General features: G+C 44.7%; 11 protein-coding genes. 5 read left to right on the forward strand and 6 right to left on the reverse strand.

Annotated elements, in window-relative coordinates:
- Positions 1-305 precede the first annotated feature (305 nt).
- The 5 genes from AC6R16_RS06760 (at position 306) to AC6R16_RS06780 (ending at position 8,805) form a co-directional block, all read left to right on the forward strand.
- Complete coding sequence (locus tag AC6R16_RS06760) at positions 306-926, forward strand: isochorismatase family protein (protein WP_500673943.1); 621 nt, start codon at positions 306-308, stop codon at positions 924-926.
- Positions 926-2,854: an anthranilate synthase family protein gene (locus AC6R16_RS06765; RefSeq protein ID WP_500673944.1), complete on the forward strand. Its 1,929-nt coding sequence runs from the start codon at positions 926-928 to the stop codon at positions 2,852-2,854. Before AC6R16_RS06760 ends, AC6R16_RS06765 begins: the two co-directional genes overlap by 1 nt.
- Positions 2,855-2,882: 28 nt before the next feature.
- A complete protein-coding gene (locus AC6R16_RS06770) occupies positions 2,883-4,364 on the forward strand; it encodes an MFS transporter (RefSeq protein WP_500641531.1) in 1,482 nt (493 codons plus the stop codon).
- Between the two features lie 79 nt (positions 4,365-4,443).
- Positions 4,444-7,842 carry a carboxylic acid reductase gene (gene car / locus AC6R16_RS06775; RefSeq protein ID WP_500673950.1) on the forward strand — a complete coding sequence of 1,133 codons (3,399 nt, stop codon included), beginning with the start codon at positions 4,444-4,446 and terminating at the stop codon, positions 7,840-7,842.
- Positions 7,843-7,938: 96 nt separating this feature from the next.
- Entirely contained in the window at positions 7,939-8,805 is an 867-nt protein-coding gene (locus tag AC6R16_RS06780) for a LysR family transcriptional regulator (RefSeq protein WP_500673945.1), read from the forward strand.
- A gap of 8 nt (positions 8,806-8,813) precedes the next feature.
- On the opposite strand, the gene AC6R16_RS06785 is transcribed toward AC6R16_RS06780, so the two are convergent.
- From AC6R16_RS06785 to secA, 6 genes are all read right to left on the reverse strand, one after another.
- Positions 8,814-9,596, reverse strand: coding sequence for a TSUP family transporter (locus AC6R16_RS06785; RefSeq protein ID WP_500641528.1), 783 nt, complete (start codon positions 9,594-9,596; stop codon positions 8,814-8,816).
- Between the two features lie 182 nt (positions 9,597-9,778).
- Positions 9,779-13,009, reverse strand: coding sequence for a carbamoyl-phosphate synthase large subunit (gene carB / locus AC6R16_RS06790; protein ID WP_004744941.1), 3,231 nt, complete (start codon positions 13,007-13,009; stop codon positions 9,779-9,781).
- Positions 13,010-13,025: 16 nt separating this feature from the next.
- Positions 13,026-14,165: a glutamine-hydrolyzing carbamoyl-phosphate synthase small subunit gene (carA, locus tag AC6R16_RS06795; RefSeq protein WP_500641527.1), complete on the reverse strand. Its 1,140-nt coding sequence runs from the start codon at positions 14,163-14,165 to the stop codon at positions 13,026-13,028.
- A 482-nt stretch (positions 14,166-14,647) separates the two neighbouring features.
- Positions 14,648-15,457, reverse strand: a complete 810-nt coding sequence (dapB, locus tag AC6R16_RS06800; protein ID WP_171381838.1) for a 4-hydroxy-tetrahydrodipicolinate reductase — start codon at positions 15,455-15,457, stop codon at positions 14,648-14,650.
- 108 nt (positions 15,458-15,565) lie between these two features.
- Positions 15,566-15,964, reverse strand: coding sequence for an 8-oxo-dGTP diphosphatase MutT (gene mutT / locus AC6R16_RS06805; protein ID WP_500673946.1), 399 nt, complete (start codon positions 15,962-15,964; stop codon positions 15,566-15,568).
- 123 nt (positions 15,965-16,087) lie between these two features.
- Positions 16,088-18,817 (reverse strand): preprotein translocase subunit SecA, encoded by a 2,730-nt coding sequence (gene secA, locus AC6R16_RS06810; protein WP_500673947.1) that lies wholly within the window; start codon positions 18,815-18,817, stop codon positions 16,088-16,090.
- Positions 18,818-19,006: the final 189 nt, after the last annotated feature.

The following is a 19,006-nucleotide window of genomic DNA, read 5'->3' on the forward strand; positions in this document are numbered from 1 at the left end:
TGATTGCTGTTTTTTTTCCTGTCAATAGTGAAGTGTCGCATAATCCTATACATTTTCTATTTCATCAAAAGTATTAATAAGAGATGCGAGACTTGTATTTAGTGGGTTTAGTGTGTTTTTTATCTCCAAGGTACTAATAAATATGTATAAAGTTAAATTTATTGATATGTGACAAGTTTCACATATCAGCAATAAGCTAGGCAAATACTTCTTGAAAAAAAGTGTCAGCAACATAAGTATGACAGCCAAAGAAAAGTGTCACGGACTGACACTTTATACATTCTTAATGTTTATAAGGGAAAGTAATGACTGGTATTCCAAAAATTTCACCGTATTCAATACCCAATAAAAATGAACTTCCAAGCAATCGCGTAGATTGGCAGTTTGATCCAAAGCGCGCTGTGTTATTGGTCCACGACATGCAGAACTACTTTGTCGAACCGTTTTCTGAAGAAATGCGCTCTCTCTTGACAGCTAGAGTCTTTAAACTCGTGAGCTACTGTCATGATAAATCAGTTCCTGTGTGTTATTCGGCACAACCAGGCTCGATGACTGGTAAAGAAAGAGGATTACTTAAGGATTACTGGGGAGAAGGAATGTCTCGTGACGCCTCTCATACATCGATCGTCGAACCGCTTTCTATTCGAGAGAATGATTGGCAAGTTGTGAAATGGAGATACAGTGCGTTTCAAAAAACGAACCTTTCCCACATGATGCAAGAAGCCGGGCGTGACCAGCTAGTTATTTGTGGCGTTTACGCTCATGTTGGTGTGTTAATGACCGCTGTTGATTCGTTTTCCAATGATTTTGAAACCTTTGTCGTCGCAGACGCTATTGCTGATTTTTCCCGTGAAAATCACCTGCTCGCTCTCGACTACGCTGCACGCAATTGTGCAGTGCTCACAACAACAGAGGAGTTCGTGTAATGGAGGTATGCGCTTCAACTCATGCTTTTAATCGAATATTAAAGGAAAGCTCTCAACCATTTGCAATCATACAACGCTCTGAAAATGGTAAAGATGGTCATATTGACATCATAAATGGAAAAATATCAGAACTTGAAGTTCTTTCTGATATCGATCGAACCAATAATAGCTCTACTCCTTATTCCCAGCTGGTGCTCGTTCCTTATCGTCAAATCAGAGAAAAAGGGTTTGAGTATGTTGATGATAAGACGCCGTTACTCTCTCTCTCTATTCAAGATCATCATACGATGACGTCTAGCACTTTTTTGTCATTGGCACCAGAGCTCGACATTGCTCTGGTAAATGAGCATTTCGATATAGATGATCATGAATATCAAAGCATCGTCACTCGGATCATTGAAGACGAAATTGGCATGGGCGCAGGTGCAAACTTTGTGTTGAAGAGGAATTTTCAGTGCCAAATTAACAACTTCGACCGCAGCTTGGCACTGTCTTTGTATCGTAAGCTCATCGAAAATGAATCGGGGTCTTACTGGACATATATTGTTTTTACTGGTGAGCGCTACCTTATTGGGGCTACGCCAGAAAGACACGTCACTTTGAACAACCAATCTGCTGCAATGAATCCGATTAGCGGAACCTATCGCTACCCAAATTTGGGCCCTGATAGGCATAGCTTTGAGCAGTTCTTAGATAACGGCAAAGAGAAAGACGAACTCTTCATGGTTGTCGATGAAGAACTGAAAATGATGTCTAGTATCTGTGAGCACGGAGGTGCTGTTCTTGGCCCCTTTATAAAGTCAATGTCTAAGGTCGCCCATACAGAGTATTTAATACATGGGCAATGCCATTTCTCACCATCAGAGGTTCTCAAACAAACCTTATTTGCCCCCACAATCACAGGAAGTCCATTAGAAAACGCATGTAGAGTGATTCGCAAATATGAGCCGGAAGGGCGCGGATACTATAGCGGCATCATTGCATTGGTAGGAAACGACGCATCCGGCCTTGCTACCATGGATTCTGCCATCCTTATTCGTAGTGCAGACATTACCCTTCAAGGCGAGTTAAAAATTGCTGTTGGTAGTACACTGGTTCGCCACTCTAACCCCAAAGAAGAGTCAGAAGAAAGTCGAGCTAAAGCTCAAGGTTTCCTCTCTGCAATTAAGAAGCAAACCAAAGGTAGACACACAGAGGACTTTCACTCATTTTTTGAACACACCACGCTTCAAGAGAAGTTAACGGCTAGAAATGCTCTAATTTCACCATTTTGGCTCACTCATGCCAAGAGAAGACAGAGTTCACATCCAAACACGTCCCAGTACCGAGTGCTTATCTTAGATGCTGAAGACACATTTACTTATATGATCGCTCATCAGTTTCGCGCGTTGAACTGCCAAGTTACCGTCAAGAGTTGTGAAGATAAATACGATACTGATGATTATGATTTGACTGTTCTCGGTCCCGGCCCAGGAAATCCTGCGGATTTTACCGACTTGAGAGTCACCGCGCTCAATAGAACATTAAACTATCTTCTTGAGCATCAAAAGCCTTTCATTGCCGTATGCCTAAGTCATCAAATCCTATCGATGAATTTGGGCTTTCAAGTTAAAAGAAAAGAGCAGCCGAATCAGGGCGTCCAGAAACAAATTGATCTATTTGGTTCTGCTGAAAACGTCGGTTTCTACAACTCTTTTTCTGCCTACGTGCCAGAAGATCACAGCAATAGATATTTTTGCAAAGGCATTCGCTTTAGCTACGACTTTGACTCCCTAGAGGTTCATGCGCTTCGTGGCGAGCACTTCGCATCATTTCAATTCCACCCTGAATCTCTTCTGACTCAACGAGGTATGGAGATTTGGCAAGGTAGCCTAAAACGTCTTTTAGGCGATAACAACACAATAATCACTCACAACGCAGTAGCTTAGTTTAATTAAAACCGGAGATTAATATCAAATGGATGATATAGCAGTAAAGCACTCTAGTGCTTCCGATAGTGCAACCCAAAAAGCTTGGTTAGGCTTGCTTATGGTTTTAGGCCCTGTCGGTCTCGTCGCCATGGACGGCTCAGTCCTTTATTTGGCCATGCCCAAGATTACTACGGCACTGATGCCGACAGCAGACCAAGCCCTTTGGATACTCGATATTTACGGATTCATAGTTGGTTCCTTACTTGTGGCATTCGGTAACATTGGTGATCGCTTTGGTCGTTTAAAACTGATGATGATTGGGGCACTTATTTTCGGCTTAGGTTCAGTCGGTGCTTCCTACTCCACCTCACCAGAAATGCTAATTGGATTTAGAGCGCTAATGGGGCTTGGTGGAGCGACTTTACTCCCTTCCGGTTTAGCTATCGTGAGTGAACTCTTTCCTAACCCAAAACAAAGAGCTCAAGCCATAGGTATATTCGCAGCAACATTTGCAGGCGGTTTTGCAGTCGGACCTTTAATTGGAGGGCTTTTACTTGGTAAGTTTGCTTGGGGAGTGGTTTTTCTTATCAATATACCCATAGTTGTACTATTTCTGATTTTTGCTCCAATTCTACTAAAAGAAGTTAGAGATGAAGGTGTTGGTAAAATTGATCTACTAAGCCTCGTGCTCTCTTTTGTCGGCATGCTGTTATTTACTTATTCAATTAAAACCGCAGCGGCTGAAGGTTTTTCAACGGAGCAGATGTTAACAGGTGCCATTGGCGTGTTCGCGATGCTTTGGTTTATTCGCCGTCAACGAGTACTTGATGACCCATTACTTGACCTTTCGCTATTCAAAGATCGTGTTTTCACCGTAGCAATCCTAACAGGGCTTCTTTCTCTCGTTGTTTGGTCTGCAACTGGCTACCTTGCGGGAATTTACCTTCAGTCAGTTCTAGGGTTGCCTGTTCTAACTGCCGCTTTGGTCACCATTCCAGGGGCTGTTGTCTTAACTGTCACATGTGTTATCACCAGCAAAATTGTTGAGCGAACCGGAAGGAAGTATGGCTTAGTTCTCACCCATTTTTTGATCAGTATCGGCTCATTTATTCTGTTGTTTACAACAACCGATAATGGGGTATTGCTATTTATCGCTTCAACCATAATCGCTGGAGTTGGCTATGGCCTATCTTTTAGTTTGGTTGCTGATATTGCAGTTTCTGCTGCGCCACCAGAGCGAGCGGGTGCAGCCGCAGCGATTGCAGAAACAAGTAATGAAATTGGGAATGCGCTTGGAATTACACTGTTGGGCTCATTGGCAGCACTAACGTTTCGTATTTCAGGACCGGGTGAAGCAGGGACTTTAAACGAAACTTTAGATGTAGAAGGGATCTCGATTGACACCATTGCACATGCTCAAAATGCCTATCTGGAAGGGATGCACCTAGCATTAGGTGCTGCCGGGATCATGACGCTAATCGTGGGTATTCTTGCCATTATTTGGGTTCCTAGAACACTCCCAGAATAATCTTTTCAATTATCTACCGCTATGCCTGAACGAACTTACCTTCGTTCAGGCTCTATACACTATTCGGAGAAACACCACGATGCAATTGCTCCAAATTGTACGCTCTGTAATGGAAAAATATGCTCACCGCCCAGCTATTTCAGAACGTAGAAGACGAAAGCCTTTACTAAACCAACAAACGGCTCCTCAACCATCGCTAGATAACGAGTACACTCATATGAGTTATCAGCAAGTATGGCAAAATGCTGAAAACGCGGCCAAAGCACTTTTCTTTTGCTCAAAAGCTTCAGTTTCTAATCAAACTAAAGTGGCATTCTTATCCTTTACAAGCGGTCAGTATGCGGTCTTTGATTTAGCATGTATTCGTTTAGGTGCGGTTTCAGTTCATTTACAAACTAGCTCTAACGAGGAACAGTTATCTCATATCATTACAGAGACGCACTCCAATACTCTAGCTGTTAGCCACAACTACCTTAGCACCACTCTCAGTCTTCTCGCAAACTGTTCAAGTATAAGAAGAGTCGTTATTCTAGATCATGACCACAGAGACAAAACACACCAAAATAACTACCAAGATGCACTTGAATCGCTGTCAAAACAACAGTCAGACATCGAGTTAACAAGCTTAGAGCAGTTAATTGCCGACGGTCGCTCCCTTAGAGAATCAATACCAGATTTTGAAGAGCAAGATGATGAACTATCTATGCTTATTTATACTTCTGGCAGTACAGGAACTCCGAAGGGAGCAATGTACACCAAGAAGCTAGCAGCAGGAATGTGGGGAGGTGCTTGGGCAAGCCTTTTTTCCGACCAACCAACTTCCACTTTTCACTATATGCCAATGAGCCACGTTGCCGGACACTCCTCCTTAAAAAACACATTTGTTCGTGGCGGAAACTGCTTTTTCGCCTCTGAAAGTAATTTATCAAGTTTCTTCGAGGACATCGTACTTGCACGACCAACTGAGCTGTCGCTAGTGCCACGTGTTTGCGAAATGATCTACCAAAAGTTCGTTTCAGAGTTGAATAGACGACGCCAAACTGAAAACCTAGTATCGAAAGAAATAGAACAAGCACTCAAACACGAATTTCGGACAGAAGTTTTTGGTGGGCAAGTCAACTGGATCAGTTGTGGTTCGGCTCCATTATCAGAGCAAATGCAATCTTTTATGGAATCATTGTTTGATCTGGAGCTCAACATAATATACGGCTCTACGGAAGCTGGAGCTATTGCAGTCTCTGGCCAATTATTGTCTCCTCCGGTAGACAACTATAAGTTAGTCGATGTACCGGAATTGGGGTACTCAACGCAAGATTATCCCTATCCCAGAGGTGAGCTATTAATTAAAACTCAGTCGATCATTCCTGGATATTTTAATCATCCAGAGCTCGATAAAGAGCTATTTACACCTGATGGATACTATAAAACTGGTGATATATTTGCGGATTATCAGAACGGAAAAATACATTATATTGATCGTCGCAGTAACGTTATAAAATTATCACAAGGTGAGTTTGTCACAACTGCAAGTCTAGAAGCTATCTACACCTCAAGCCCACTAGTACGCCAAATTTTTGTTTATGGTAATAGCCGGAGATCCAGCTTGCTCGCAGTGGTTGTGCCTAAAGAAGAGCTTCTTAACAAATACGAAAATGAACCAAATACGCTAAAGCGACTTATTTCAGAGTCTTTCCGCTCTCTGGCCAAAGCTTATTCACTGAATGGTTATGAGATTCCTAGGGACTTCATCATTGAACCTCAAGCCTTTACGCACGGTAATGGACTACTTTCGGATCACGGCAAGGCACTGTTCCCTAAACTCAGATTAAAATATGAAGATAAGCTAGAAAAACTATACGAAGGCTTGGAGCGGCAAGAATCAAGCTTAGTTAGTGAGTTACATCAAAACAGTGCACATTTAACAGTAGAAGAAATCGTCTTAAAAGCAGCCACCAGCCTCATTGGTAACGATAGCCATGAGGTTCTGACAAGTGATAATTTTCGTGACCTCGGTGGCGACTCTTTATCTGCAGTTTCATTTGCGACCATGCTAGAGGAGCTGTTCCAAGTTCGCGTACCTGTCGATATTATTATAAGTCCAGCCTATGACCTGAAATACATAATTGAACTTATCGCCAACAACAATCAAAACGGCAACGCACCCAGCTTTGAAGATATTCACGAAATAGGGGCAACTGATGTCTATGCCGAACAATTAAAAATAGATAAATTTATTGATGAAAGTATCCTAAAAAAAGCCCACAACCTACCTAGTTCAGACAAGCCAAAAGTGGCTCTATTGACTGGTTCAAGCGGTTATTTAGGGCGATTCCTACTATTAGATTTGCTTGAGCAAGCTGAGCAAACTGATGGGAAAGTCATATGCTTAGTTCGAGCCCGAGACAAAGAGCAAGCCATTAGCCGTATTCGTGATGCCTTTTCTTACCTCGACGAGAAAATAAGCATAAGACTAGATAAACTCATTTCACAGCGACTCGAGGTTGTCAATGGAGACTTATCACAGCCTAAATTTGGTTTAGATTCCACGCAATGGCAGTACCTTACAACCGAAGTGGATACCATTATCCATGCTGGTGCCTTGGTAAATCACGTACTGCCATACCGAGATTGCTTTGACGCAAATGTAGTTGGAACAGCTCAACTAATAGCTCTAGCCCTTGAAAATAAGATCAAACACTTCTCTTTTTTATCTAGTATTGCTGTCGCAGATAGAGGGGAGCGAGAACCAATTGATGAGTATCAAGACATTCGAATCGTCGAGCCAGTACGAGTCATAAGTGATAGCTATGCGAGTGGCTACGCAACGAGTAAGTGGGCATGCGAGGTGTTACTGCGTGAAGCACACCAGCATTGCGGTTTACCAGTGACAATATTTCGGTCAAGTATGATTCTCGCTCACAGCAAATACGACAACCAGCTAAACTTACCGGACATGTTTACTCGACTGCTAATTAGTTTAATTGAAACGGGAATAGCACCTAAGAGCTTCTATTATACCAATCAAGGAGTGCTTCCTCACTATGATGGATTACCAGTCGACTATACTGCTAGTGCGATCATTAGACTGGGCTCAGAAAACGAATCTGAATTCCACACCTACAATCTAGTCAACCCTCACCATGATGGTATCTCGTTAGATACATTTGTCGATTGGCTAGAAGAGATAGGAGTAAGATTCCACAGAATTGAGCAATATTCCGCTTGGTATCAATTGTTTAAAGAGGCTCACCAACAACTAGGAGAAGAGCGTAAGGCTGAATCTTTGTGGCCACTTATTCATAGCTACCACTCACCGTTAGCTGCCGTTTCTGGCTCGCCTATTCCTTCAAAACACTTTGAATCAAAGGTAGCTAAAACCAAAATTGCTGATTTTGGAAATGGTATTCCAAGAATAGATAAAAATCTGATTAATAAGTACTTTAATGATCTCACTAGATTGAAAAAAGTAAGTATCTAATCACAAGTAGTATTTAGCTTCAGTCGGCGCTCATTGAGCGCCGCTTTTTTATTGGGTACAGTATCACACCTGTTCGACTCTTATGGATATGATGGCATGCTGTTAGAAGGTATAGAAACACTGTTAGCGCTCAGTAAGGCCAAAACCATGAGCCGTACTGGCAGCCAGCTCTATATTAGCCAATCAGCGGTCAGCAAACGCATTGCTAACCTTGAGAAGAAACTGGGCAAAAAGTTGATTGTTCCAGATGGAAGAAATGTTCAGCTAACACAAGATGCACTCAATCTTATCGAGAGTATTGGCCCAACCTTCAATGAATTGAGGGGCCGTATCTATGAGCAACAATCAATGGAGGAGCAGAGCACCATAAGCGTTGATTGCTCCGAAACTTTAGTCGCCAGCTACCTTGCAGATATCCTTGGTGAGCACTTTAAATCCGATCCTTATATTCGCATCACCACCAATCATACACCGCGAATCGTTGAGCATGTTCAGTCTGGCAAAGCGCACCTAGGTATTTGCGCGGGTTTACTTCCTCCGCAGCATGGACTCAAAACTTTTCACCTTATCGACGAGCCGTTTTTTATTGTATCTGATAGCCCTCTTAAGCAACTGCCAAGCAAGATCATTACCAATGATCTTGACAATACCGCCAATACCTACCAGCTAAAGATCCTCAAAAGTCTTGCCATGACACCAGTGATGGAGATGGACTCTTATGCTGCGGCAGCCCAGCTTGCCCTTTCTGGGATTGCTCCTGCTTTGGTGCCCTTATCCGTCATCCAAACGCTAAAGATCGAGCAACAGCATTGCCATCACTTTGAGCAGTTGCAGCCACTCTATCGCCCGCTGCATGTGTGCCTGCGCGCTTCTTCGTATAAGAATCAACGAATCAAAGCCCTAGTTGATAAAGTGGTTGCTTCGATAGCTAAGTCAGCAAATACATCACTTAATACTCACTAACTAAAACACTAAGCAATAAAAGAGAGTAACCACGGTGAATGCTCTTGCCACAATAACTTTGCTGCCATCAGTATCGACATCGTAATCACCAATGGGCGAATCCACTGTTGTCCTTTGCTAACGACCACTTTAGCGCCGAGCCGTGCCCCAATGAATCCTCCGACGGCCATCACAAGCCCCAACTCCCAAATCGGCAATCCGGCAAAAATAAAGAACAGCAGCGCTGCAATATTAGAGGTGAAGTTAAGCACCTTAGTACGCGCTGTCGCATCCACCAGCGAGAAGTGACCTAGTGCAACAAAACAGACAGTGAATATTGACCCAGTGCCGGGGCCAAAGAAGCCGTCATAAAAGCCGACACCTCCGCCAACCGAGAAAGCAAACATGGCTTCAGATAGCTTTGCCTCACCTTTGTGTTGTTTCGCTTTAGGCATCATTAGGAAATAGAGCGAGATCGCAACCAATAAAATCGGAATTAGACTCGTCAGTACCCCTGCGTCTATGTACTGGACGGCTTCCGCACCCACCGCCGAGCCAATAAAAGTACAAACGATTGCAAGGCGCATCTCTTTAATGCTGACAATACCATTGCGCACGAAATACCAACTGGCAGAAAAGCTGCCAAATGAACTCTGAAGCTTGTTTGTCGCGAGCGCCTGAGTCGGAGGGACACCAGCCGCGAGTAGCGCGGGCAGAGTAAGTAGTCCCCCTCCCCCAGCCATGGCATCAATGAATCCCGCTGCGGTCGCCACGAAGAAAAGTATCGTCAGTATTTCGAGTGTCAGTTCCATTCTCAATCAATCGGTTATCAGTTTCTATCAGCCAAAATATCACTAAGTTAACAATTCTCTTAGAGAAAGATTAGACTTTAATTCATTCCAAAAATTCATCAATAAGAGTAAAAAAAAGCCCACTCAAATGAGTGGGCAATAAGGTTGTCATATAAGCTCTCAGTTGAGCTTACTGATTTTTATTACGCTTCGTTCGCTTTCACTTTTGCGTGTAGCTCTTGAACCGATGCTACAGATGCACAAGCGTCAGCAGTATGAGCCATAGAAGCTGCAAATGCTGCGTTTAGCGTTGTGGTGTAGTTCACTTTCTCTGCTAGTGCGCCACGGCGAAGTACTTTTGAGTCTTCAATCGCTTGACGACCTGCCGCCGTGTTAACGATGTAGGTGTACTCATTGTTCTTGATACGGTCAAGAATGTGCGGACGACCTTCGTGCACCTTGTTAACTAGACGTGGGTTGATACCCGCTTCACCGAGAATAACCGCTGTACCGTGAGTAGCATCTAGCTGGTAGCCAAGCTTAGACAGCTTAGACGCTAGGTCTACAACACGTTCTTTATCGCCTTCACGAACAGACAGTAGTGCACGGCCACCTTCTGGGTATACCTTGCCACAACCTAGTTCTGCTTTTGCGTAAGCTTCTGCGAATGTTGCACCGACACCCATTACTTCACCTGTTGAGCGCATTTCTGGGCCTAACAGTGGGTCAACACCTGGGAACTTGTTGAACGGTAACACCACTTCTTTTACAGAGTAGTATGGTGGGATGATTTCTTTAGTGAAGCCTTGAGCTTCTAGAGATTGACCCGCCATAACACGTGCCGCAATCTTAGCGATTGGTGCGCCTGTTGCTTTCGATACGAACGGTACAGTACGTGCTGCACGAGGGTTAACCTCGATTAGGTATACTTTGTTGTTCTTAACGGCAAACTGCGTGTTCATCAGACCACGAACACCCAACTCGAACGCTAGCTTTTCAACTTGCTCACGCATTACGTCTTGGATTTCTTGGCTTAGCGTGTATGCAGGAAGAGAACATGCTGAGTCACCTGAGTGAACACCCGCTTGCTCGATGTGCTCCATGATACCGCCGATAACTACGCGCTCACCGTCACAGATAGCATCGATATCCACTTCAACTGCATCGTCTAGGAAACTATCAAGAAGAACTGGAGATTCGTTCGATACGCTTACCGCTTCGTTGAAGTAGCGACGTAAATCTTGCTCGTCGTATACGATTTCCATCGCACGACCACCAAGAACGTATGAAGGACGTACAACTAATGGGTAACCAATTTCACGCGCTTTCTCTACCGCTTGTTCCATTGTCGTTACCGTCGCGTTCTCTGGCTGTAGAAGACCTAGACGGTCGACAGCAACTTGGAAGCGCTCACGGTCTTCTGCACGGTCGATAGCATCTGGGCTAGTACCGATGATTGGCACGCCTGCGGCTTCAAGTGCGCGAGCCAGTTTCAGTGGCGTTTGACCACCGTACTGAACGATAACGCCTTTTGGTTTCTCAACGCGAGCGATTGCTAGTACGTCTTCCAGTGTTACTGGTTCGAAGTACAGACGGTCAGAAGTATCGTAGTCTGTTGAAACTGTCTCAGGGTTACAGTTAACCATGATAGTTTCGTAGCCATCTTCACGTAGCGCTAGTGATGCGTGTACACAACAGTAGTCGAATTCAATACCTTGGCCGATACGGTTAGGACCACCGCCAAGAATCATGATCTTCTCTTTGTCAGTTGGGTTCGCTTCACACTCATCATCGTAAGATGAGTACATATAAGCGGTATCAGACGAGAATTCAGCCGCACAGGTATCTACGCGCTTGTAAACTGGGTGGATATCGTACTGGTCACGTAGACGACGGATTTCGCTTTCAGATACACCTAGAATCTTAGATAGGCGAGCATCTGCGAAACCTTTACGCTTCAGCTTTTTCAGTTCTTCTTTGTTCAAGCCTGCGAAACCTTTCACTTTAAGCTCTTGCTCAAGCTTCACTAGGTCTTCGATTTGAACTAGGAACCAACGGTCGATTTGCGTTAGGTTAAATACACCATCGACAGACATACCTGCACGGAATGCATCAGCAATGTACCAAATACGCTCAGCGCCCGCTTCTTTTAACTCGTGACGAATAGTTGTTAGTGCGTCTGGCGCATCTAGGTCAACCATTTCATCAAAGCCAGTCGCGCCAACTTCTAGACCGCGAAGTGCTTTTTGTAGCGATTCTTGTTGGTTACGACCAATCGCCATAACCTCACCTACTGACTTCATCTGAGTCGTTAGACGGTCGTTAGCACCAGCAAATTTCTCGAAGTTAAAGCGAGGAATCTTAGTCACTACGTAGTCGATAGTAGGTTCGAATGATGCAGGAGTTGCACCACCAGTGATGTCATTCTGTAGCTCATCAAGAGTAAAGCCTACAGCCAGTTTCGCTGCAATCTTAGCGATTGGGAAACCTGTCGCTTTAGACGCTAGTGCAGAAGAGCGAGATACACGTGGGTTCATCTCGATGATAACCATACGGCCATCTTTCGGGTTGATACCAAACTGTACGTTTGAACCGCCTGTTTCTACACCAATCTCACGCAGTACTGCTAGAGATGCATTACGCATCAACTGGTACTCTTTATCCGTTAGCGTCTGAGCTGGCGCTACTGTGATTGAGTCACCTGTGTGGATACCCATTGGGTCGAAGTTTTCAATCGCACATACGATGATACAGTTGTCGGCTTTGTCGCGAACCACTTCCATCTCGTACTCTTTCCAACCGATTAGGGATTCATCGATGAGAAGCTCGTTAGTTGGCGAAAGGTCTAGACCGCGACGACAAATCTCTTCGAACTCTTCTTTGTTATAAGCGATACCACCACCGGTACCACCCATAGTGAATGAAGGACGAATAATACAAGGGAAGCCAACCATCTCTAGGACGCCGTAAGCTTCTTCCATGGTTTTCGCCGTATCGGCACGTGGACACTCAAGGCCGATAGATTTCATCGCTTTATCGAAGCGAGAACGGTCTTCTGCTTTATCGATAGCGTCAGCCGTTGCACCAATCATCTCTACGCCGAACTCTTCAAGTACGCCGTGCTTTTCTAGATCTAGAGCACAGTTAAGCGCAGTCTGACCACCCATAGTTGGTAGTACCGCATCTGGGCGCTCTTTCTCGATGATCTTGCGAACCACTTCCCACTGGATTGGTTCGATGTAAGTTGCATCCGCCATGTCTGGGTCAGTCATGATGGTTGCAGGGTTAGAGTTTACAAGGATAACTCGGTAACCCTCTTCACGCAGTGCTTTACATGCTTGAGCACCAGAGTAGTCAAACTCACATGCCTGACCGATAACAATCGGGCCTGCACCTAGAATTAGAATACTTTTTAAGTCAGTACGTTTTGGCATTCTCTACTACTCCGAATTAAGCGCTGTGTTGTTTAATGAGTTCGATAAAGTGGTCAAATAGCGGTGCCGCATCTTCTGGACCTGGGCTCGCCTCTGGGTGACCTTGGAAGCTAAACGCTGGCTTGTCTGTACGGTGGATACCTTGCAGTGAGCCATCAAATAGCGACACGTGAGTGGCACGTAGATTCTCAGGTAGTGTTGCTTCATCCGCAGCAAAACCGTGGTTCTGAGAAGTAATCATTACAACGTTACGGTCTAGGTCTTTAACTGGGTGGTTTGCACCGTGGTGACCAAACTTCATCTTCACCGTTTGAGCACCAGAAGCTAGCGCTAGGATTTGATGACCAAGACAGATACCGAAAATCGGTAGGCCTTTATCTAGGAAGACTTTTGTCGCTTCAATCGCGTAAGTACATGGTTCTGGGTCACCCGGGCCGTTTGATAAGAACACACCATCTGGGTTAAGAGCCAATACTTCTTCTGCTGATGTTTCTGCAGGTACTACCGTTAGGCGGCAGCCGCGGTCAACAAGCATGCGCAGGATATTGCGTTTTGCACCGAAGTCGTAGGCAACAACGTGATATGGCAGTTCGCTGTCGTCTTTCGCCTCAGGAAGTCCACCCTCAAGCGTCCACGAACCTTGTTTCCATTGATACGCTTCTTTTGTTGTAACTTCTTTCGCAAGGTCCATACCTTTTAGGCCAGGGAATTCTTTCGCTTTAGCTAGCGCTAGAGCCTCGTCTAGGTTGTTACCTGCTACGATACAACCGTTCTGCGCACCTTTCTCACGCAGAATACGTGTGAGCTTACGCGTATCGATATCAGCAATGCCGACGATGTTTTGCGATTTAAGGTAGTCAGAAAGGGATTGTTCGTTACGGAAGTTAGAAGCGATAAGAGGAAGGTCGCGAATCACAAGGCCTTGTGCGTGGATTGAAGAGGATTCTTCATCTTCGGAATTGGTTCCGGTATTGCCAATGTGAGGGTAAGTAAGAGTAACAATTTGTTGAGAATAGGAAGGATCAGTGAGGATTTCTTGGTACCCCGTCATCGAGGTGTTAAAAACGACTTCACCGACAGCAGAACCATCTGCGCCAATGGATTCACCGTGAAATACTGTCCCATCTTCTAGGACTAGCAGTGCTGACTTGCTCAAGACAACCTCCGGAATAAAAATGCATTAAAATTGATTTAATTTGCAAATCTACCTTCCTGCAACACTCAAAAGTGCGTGTTTATGGAAATTAGACAAATTGGCGGTATTCTAATGATGGTTGTGATTTGTGTCAACAGAGTCGTGAAAATAAGTTGGATATTTAGAGCGGTTAAATCAAAAAAGGGTTTTAGATGGCTAAAAAACAAAGTTTAGTCAGAGCATTGGGAGGATGAGATGAAAAATTTATGAATTGTGTCATTTTTCACTCATTACAGATCACAGTTTTGTTTTCACTTTTTGCGCAAACGTTGAACAACCTAAGTTAACTTAGGTTTTTAAGCAGTTAAAACAAAAAGCACGTCATAACAGCCAAAATGGGCACTCAAAAACCATATAACCAGCGTACTCCAGCTGGTTTATTAAACGAGCATTACTGGCTAGATACTAAAAGCGCCGGGCAAGCCCAGCGCATAATTATTGATTTACAGCTCATTGAGCCCTAACACATCGGTCATGGTATAGAAGCCTGCAGGCTTCTCATTTAGCCAAACGGCGGCTTTAACAGCACCATTAGCAAAGGTCATACGGTCAGTCGCTTTATGGGTCACCTCAACACGCTCACCGATATCAGCAAACATGGCCGTGTGCTCACCAATAATGTCACCCGCTCGAATCGTAGCAAAGCCTATCTCATCTTTAGTACGCTCACCGGTAATACCTTCACGAGCATAGACAGCGACATCATTGAGCTTGTTACCCATCGCATCGGCAATCGCTTCACCCATGCCAATAGCCGTACCAGAAGGCGCATCCACTTTATGACGGTGGTGTGCTTCGACAATTTCAATATCGCAGTAATCACCCATCACCTTGGCCGCTTTCTCAAGAAGCTTAAAGACCAAGTTAACGCCAACCGAGTAGTTCGGTGCCATCACTACAGGTACTTCTTTGGCAATCGTATCGATGAGCTCTCGCTCTTGATCGGTGAACCCCGTCGTGCCAATAACAATGCTCTTACCGTGTTGACGACACAGCTCCAAGTTAACAAGCGTGCTTGCTGGCGCCGTGAAGTCGATGATGACATCAAAGTTTTCAATCTCTTTTGCTAGGTCGTCAGTCAGAACAACATCAAACTTACCTTCACCGCACAGTTCACCGACATCCACACCCACGAGTGAAGATTCTGGTCGCTCTGAACCCGCGCCAACATGCGCCTGCTGATTTAGATAAGTTGCTTTAACTAGGTTACGGCCCATTCGGCCTGCTGCTCCTGCAACTGCAATACGTACCATTGCATATCTCCGTTTCGAATAATCGTTTTTTTTAGCCAATCCATTAAAACTAACAGTATTCACTACCGCTGGCTAGGGGGCTTTGATCGTTTAAGAAAATTTGATCGCTTAGGAAAACTCTTTAATCACGCGCTCTAGGATCGGGACATTGGCCTCGGGAAACGTATAATTAGAGAGATCAGCGATCGCTGTCCACTCTCCTTGTTGCCCTTCTTTACCATAAGGCTGACCTTCGAATTGTGTCACCGTCATAAAATCAAACTTCAATGACTTGTCAGGGTAGTCAAACTCAAGATGCTCAAACAACGCTTGCTCAGTCGTGGTAATGCCAATCTCTTCTTCAAGCTCGCGAACCATGGCTTGCTCTATGGTTTCACCCTGCTCTACTTTACCGCCAGGAAACTCCCAAAAGCCGCCTTTATGTTTGTCATCAGGGCGCTTAGTAATAAACACCTGCGATTTATCTTGATTGAAGATTATTCCCGCGACGATATGAATTCGTTTCATCAGACTTCCTATTTACTTTCCATTGTCATGCCCTGCATTGTGGCTGACTATTTTTGAGATAACCATTAGATATAAAAAGAGCCGCCTAAGCGACTCTTCAATCTCTATACAGTGATGATCTAATTAGTTAATCTGACCATGACACTGCTTGTATTTCTTACCGCTACCGCATGGGCAAGGCTCGTTGCGACCAACTTTACGTTCTTCACGTACCATTGGTTGGTGCGCGCCTTCTGCCTCTTCTTCACCGTCTGCAAGCTGGCTTTGCGCTGACGCATGTTGCGCTTGAGCACGGCGAGCTGCTTCTTCCGCTTGAGTGCGACGCTGCTCTTCCATGCGCTCTACTTCTTCTTGTTGCTGAACGCGAACTTTAGACAGAATGGTAATCACGTCTGACTTCAACGCATCTAACAAACCTTCAAACAGCTCAAACGACTCACGCTTGTACTCTTGTTTCGGGTTCTTCTGTGCGTAACCGCGTAAGTGAATACCTTGACGAAGGTGATCCATTGCAGCTAGGTGCTCTTTCCAAAGCGTATCTAGCGTTTGTAGCATCACAGATTTCTCGAAGTTGCGCAGCACTTGCTCGCCAACCACTTCTTCTTTCTGTTTGTATACAGTGATCGCTGTTTCGATGATCTTCTCACGCAGTGCTTCTTCGTAAAGTTTGTCATCTTCTTCTAGCCACTGCTTCACTGGCGCATCAAGATCGAAGTCGTTCTTCAAGCGCTCTTGTAGACCTTCCACATCCCACATGTCTTCTAGAGATTGTGGCGGAATGTACTCATCGATAACCGCAGTTAGAACGTCTTGACGGTTCTGTTCGATCATCTCACTGATGTCTTCTACAACCATCAACTCATCACGTAGCTCGTACACCACTTTACGTTGGTCGTTGGCAACATCATCGTATTCAAGTAGCTGTTTACGAATATCGAAGTTACGGCCTTCAACTTTACGTTGTGCCTTTTCGATTGAGCGAGACAGCATCTTAGATTCGATTGCCTCACCTTCATCCATACCGCTTTGAATCAAGCTTGCCATACGATCAGAGGTGAAGATACGCAGTAGTGAGTCTTCCATCGATAGATAGAAACGAGATGAACCCGCATCACCTTGACGACCAGAACGACCACGTAGCTGGTTATCGATACGACGAGACTCATGACGCTCTGTACCAATAATGTGCAGACCACCTGCTTCTAGTACTTGATCATGAACCACTTTCCAGTCAGCTTTAATCTTATCGATTTGCTCTTGAGTTGGGTTATCTAGCTTCTCAACTTGAGCCTGCCAGCTACCACCTAACACGATATCGGTACCACGACCGGCCATGTTAGTTGCAATTGTTACTGCACCAGGTGTACCTGCTTCTGCAACGATTTCAGCTTCTTTCTCGTGGAACTTAGCGTTAAGTACGTTGTGTTTAATCTTGGCTTTCTTCAGTGCATTAGAGAGAAGCTCAGATTTCTCGATAGACACTGTACCCACTAGAGATGGCTGACCTTTGGCAACACGATCTTTGATATCTTCAATAATCGCGTTGAACTTGTCTGCTTCGGTACGATAAACCACATCTGGCATATCATTACGAACCATTGGTTTGTTGGTTGGGATAACAACCGTTTCCAAGCCGTAGATAGACTGGAATTCGAACGCTTCAGTATCTGCCGTACCTGTCATACCTGACAGTTTTTCGTATAGACGGAAGAAGTTCTGGAAGGTAATCGATGCCAACGTTTGGTTTTCGTTTTGGATCTTAACGCCTTCTTTCGCTTCTACCGCTTGGTGAAGACCTTCAGACCAACGACGACCAGGCATAGTACGACCCGTGTGTTCATCAACGATAACGACTTCGCCGTCTTCATTTACGATATAATCGACGTTCTTTTCAAACAGTACGTGGGCACGAAGCGCTGCATTCACGTGATGCAACAGGCTGATGTTTGTCGGAGAGTAAAGCGTATCGCCCTCTTCCATTAGACCGTTTTTGATCATCAGCTCTTCAACAAACTCTTGGCCTGTTTCTGTCAGGTGAACTTGCTTTGATTTTTCATCAACCGTGTAGTGACCATCACCGCGGTACTCTTCTGAGTCTTCCTGATCTTGCTTTTGCAGATGAGGAATCAAAGTATTGATTCGAATGTATAGCTCAGAGCTGTCTTCTGCAGGGCCAGAGATAATTAGCGGAGTACGCGCTTCATCGATAAGAATCGAGTCCACTTCATCGACTACAGCGAAGAAACGTTCACGTTGTACACGGTCTTCAGCGCGGAATGCCATGTTGTCACGTAGATAGTCGAAACCAAATTCGTTGTTTGTACCGTAAAGAATATCCGCTAGGTAAGCTTCTTTTTTCTCTTGAGGTGGCATGTTAGGTACGTTAACACCGACGGACATACCTAAGAATTCGAATAGAGGGCGGTTGGTTTCCGCGTCACGCTTCGCTAGGTAGTCGTTGACGGTAACAACGTGTACGCCTTTACCAGGCAGCGCATTAAGATAAGCAGGAAGTGTTGCAGTTAGCGTTTTACCTTCACCTGTACGCATCTCTGCAATTTGACCAGCGTTCAGTACCATACCACCGATAAGCTGAACGTCGAAATGACGCATGCCGTAAACACGCTTAGACGCTTCACGCACAGTCGCGAACGCTTCTGGTAGTAGTTTATCTAGAGTTTCACCCTGTTCTAAACGCTGACGGAACTCAACTGTTTTCGCTTTTAGCTCTTCATCAGAAAGTGCTTCAAATGTTGGTTCGTAGTTATTAATCTCTTTTACAATCTTTCTCAGACGGCGCAGTGTTCGGTCATTGCGACTACCAATCACTTTTGTCAGTAGCTTAGTTATCATTTGCTATGAATCTCTCTTTATCCAGATCGGGCCCGATCTACTTTTAATGCCTTCAGTCTCTAACAGTTTTGAACATAGGGCGAACTTACCTTTCGAGGTAAAATTTTGTTCGAGCTAAAAACGTTTTAGTCGCGGCGCAAGAAACGCAGTTTAGTACTCTAAATTAGTTTTTTGCAACAAAGAATAAAA

This window comes from Vibrio sp. R10-SG3-ISO10, assembly GCF_059834185.1.

Coding starts and splice junctions, on each gene's coding strand:
- AC6R16_RS06760 (WP_500673943.1), top strand. CDS start 306: ATGACTGGTATTCCAAAAATTTCACCGTATTCAATACCCAATAAAAAT.
- AC6R16_RS06765 (WP_500673944.1), top strand. CDS start 926: ATGGAGGTATGCGCTTCAACTCATGCTTTTAATCGAATATTAAAGGAA.
- AC6R16_RS06770 (WP_500641531.1), top strand. CDS start 2,883: ATGGATGATATAGCAGTAAAGCACTCTAGTGCTTCCGATAGTGCAACC.
- car (WP_500673950.1), top strand. CDS start 4,444: ATGCAATTGCTCCAAATTGTACGCTCTGTAATGGAAAAATATGCTCAC.
- AC6R16_RS06780 (WP_500673945.1), top strand. CDS start 7,939: ATGCTGTTAGAAGGTATAGAAACACTGTTAGCGCTCAGTAAGGCCAAA.
- AC6R16_RS06785 (WP_500641528.1), bottom strand. CDS start 9,596: ATGGAACTGACACTCGAAATACTGACGATACTTTTCTTCGTGGCGACC.
- carB (WP_004744941.1), bottom strand. CDS start 13,009: ATGCCAAAACGTACTGACTTAAAAAGTATTCTAATTCTAGGTGCAGGC.
- dapB (WP_171381838.1), bottom strand. CDS start 15,457: ATGGTACGTATTGCAGTTGCAGGAGCAGCAGGCCGAATGGGCCGTAAC.
- mutT (WP_500673946.1), bottom strand. CDS start 15,964: ATGAAACGAATTCATATCGTCGCGGGAATAATCTTCAATCAAGATAAA.
- secA (WP_500673947.1), bottom strand. CDS start 18,817: ATGATAACTAAGCTACTGACAAAAGTGATTGGTAGTCGCAATGACCGA.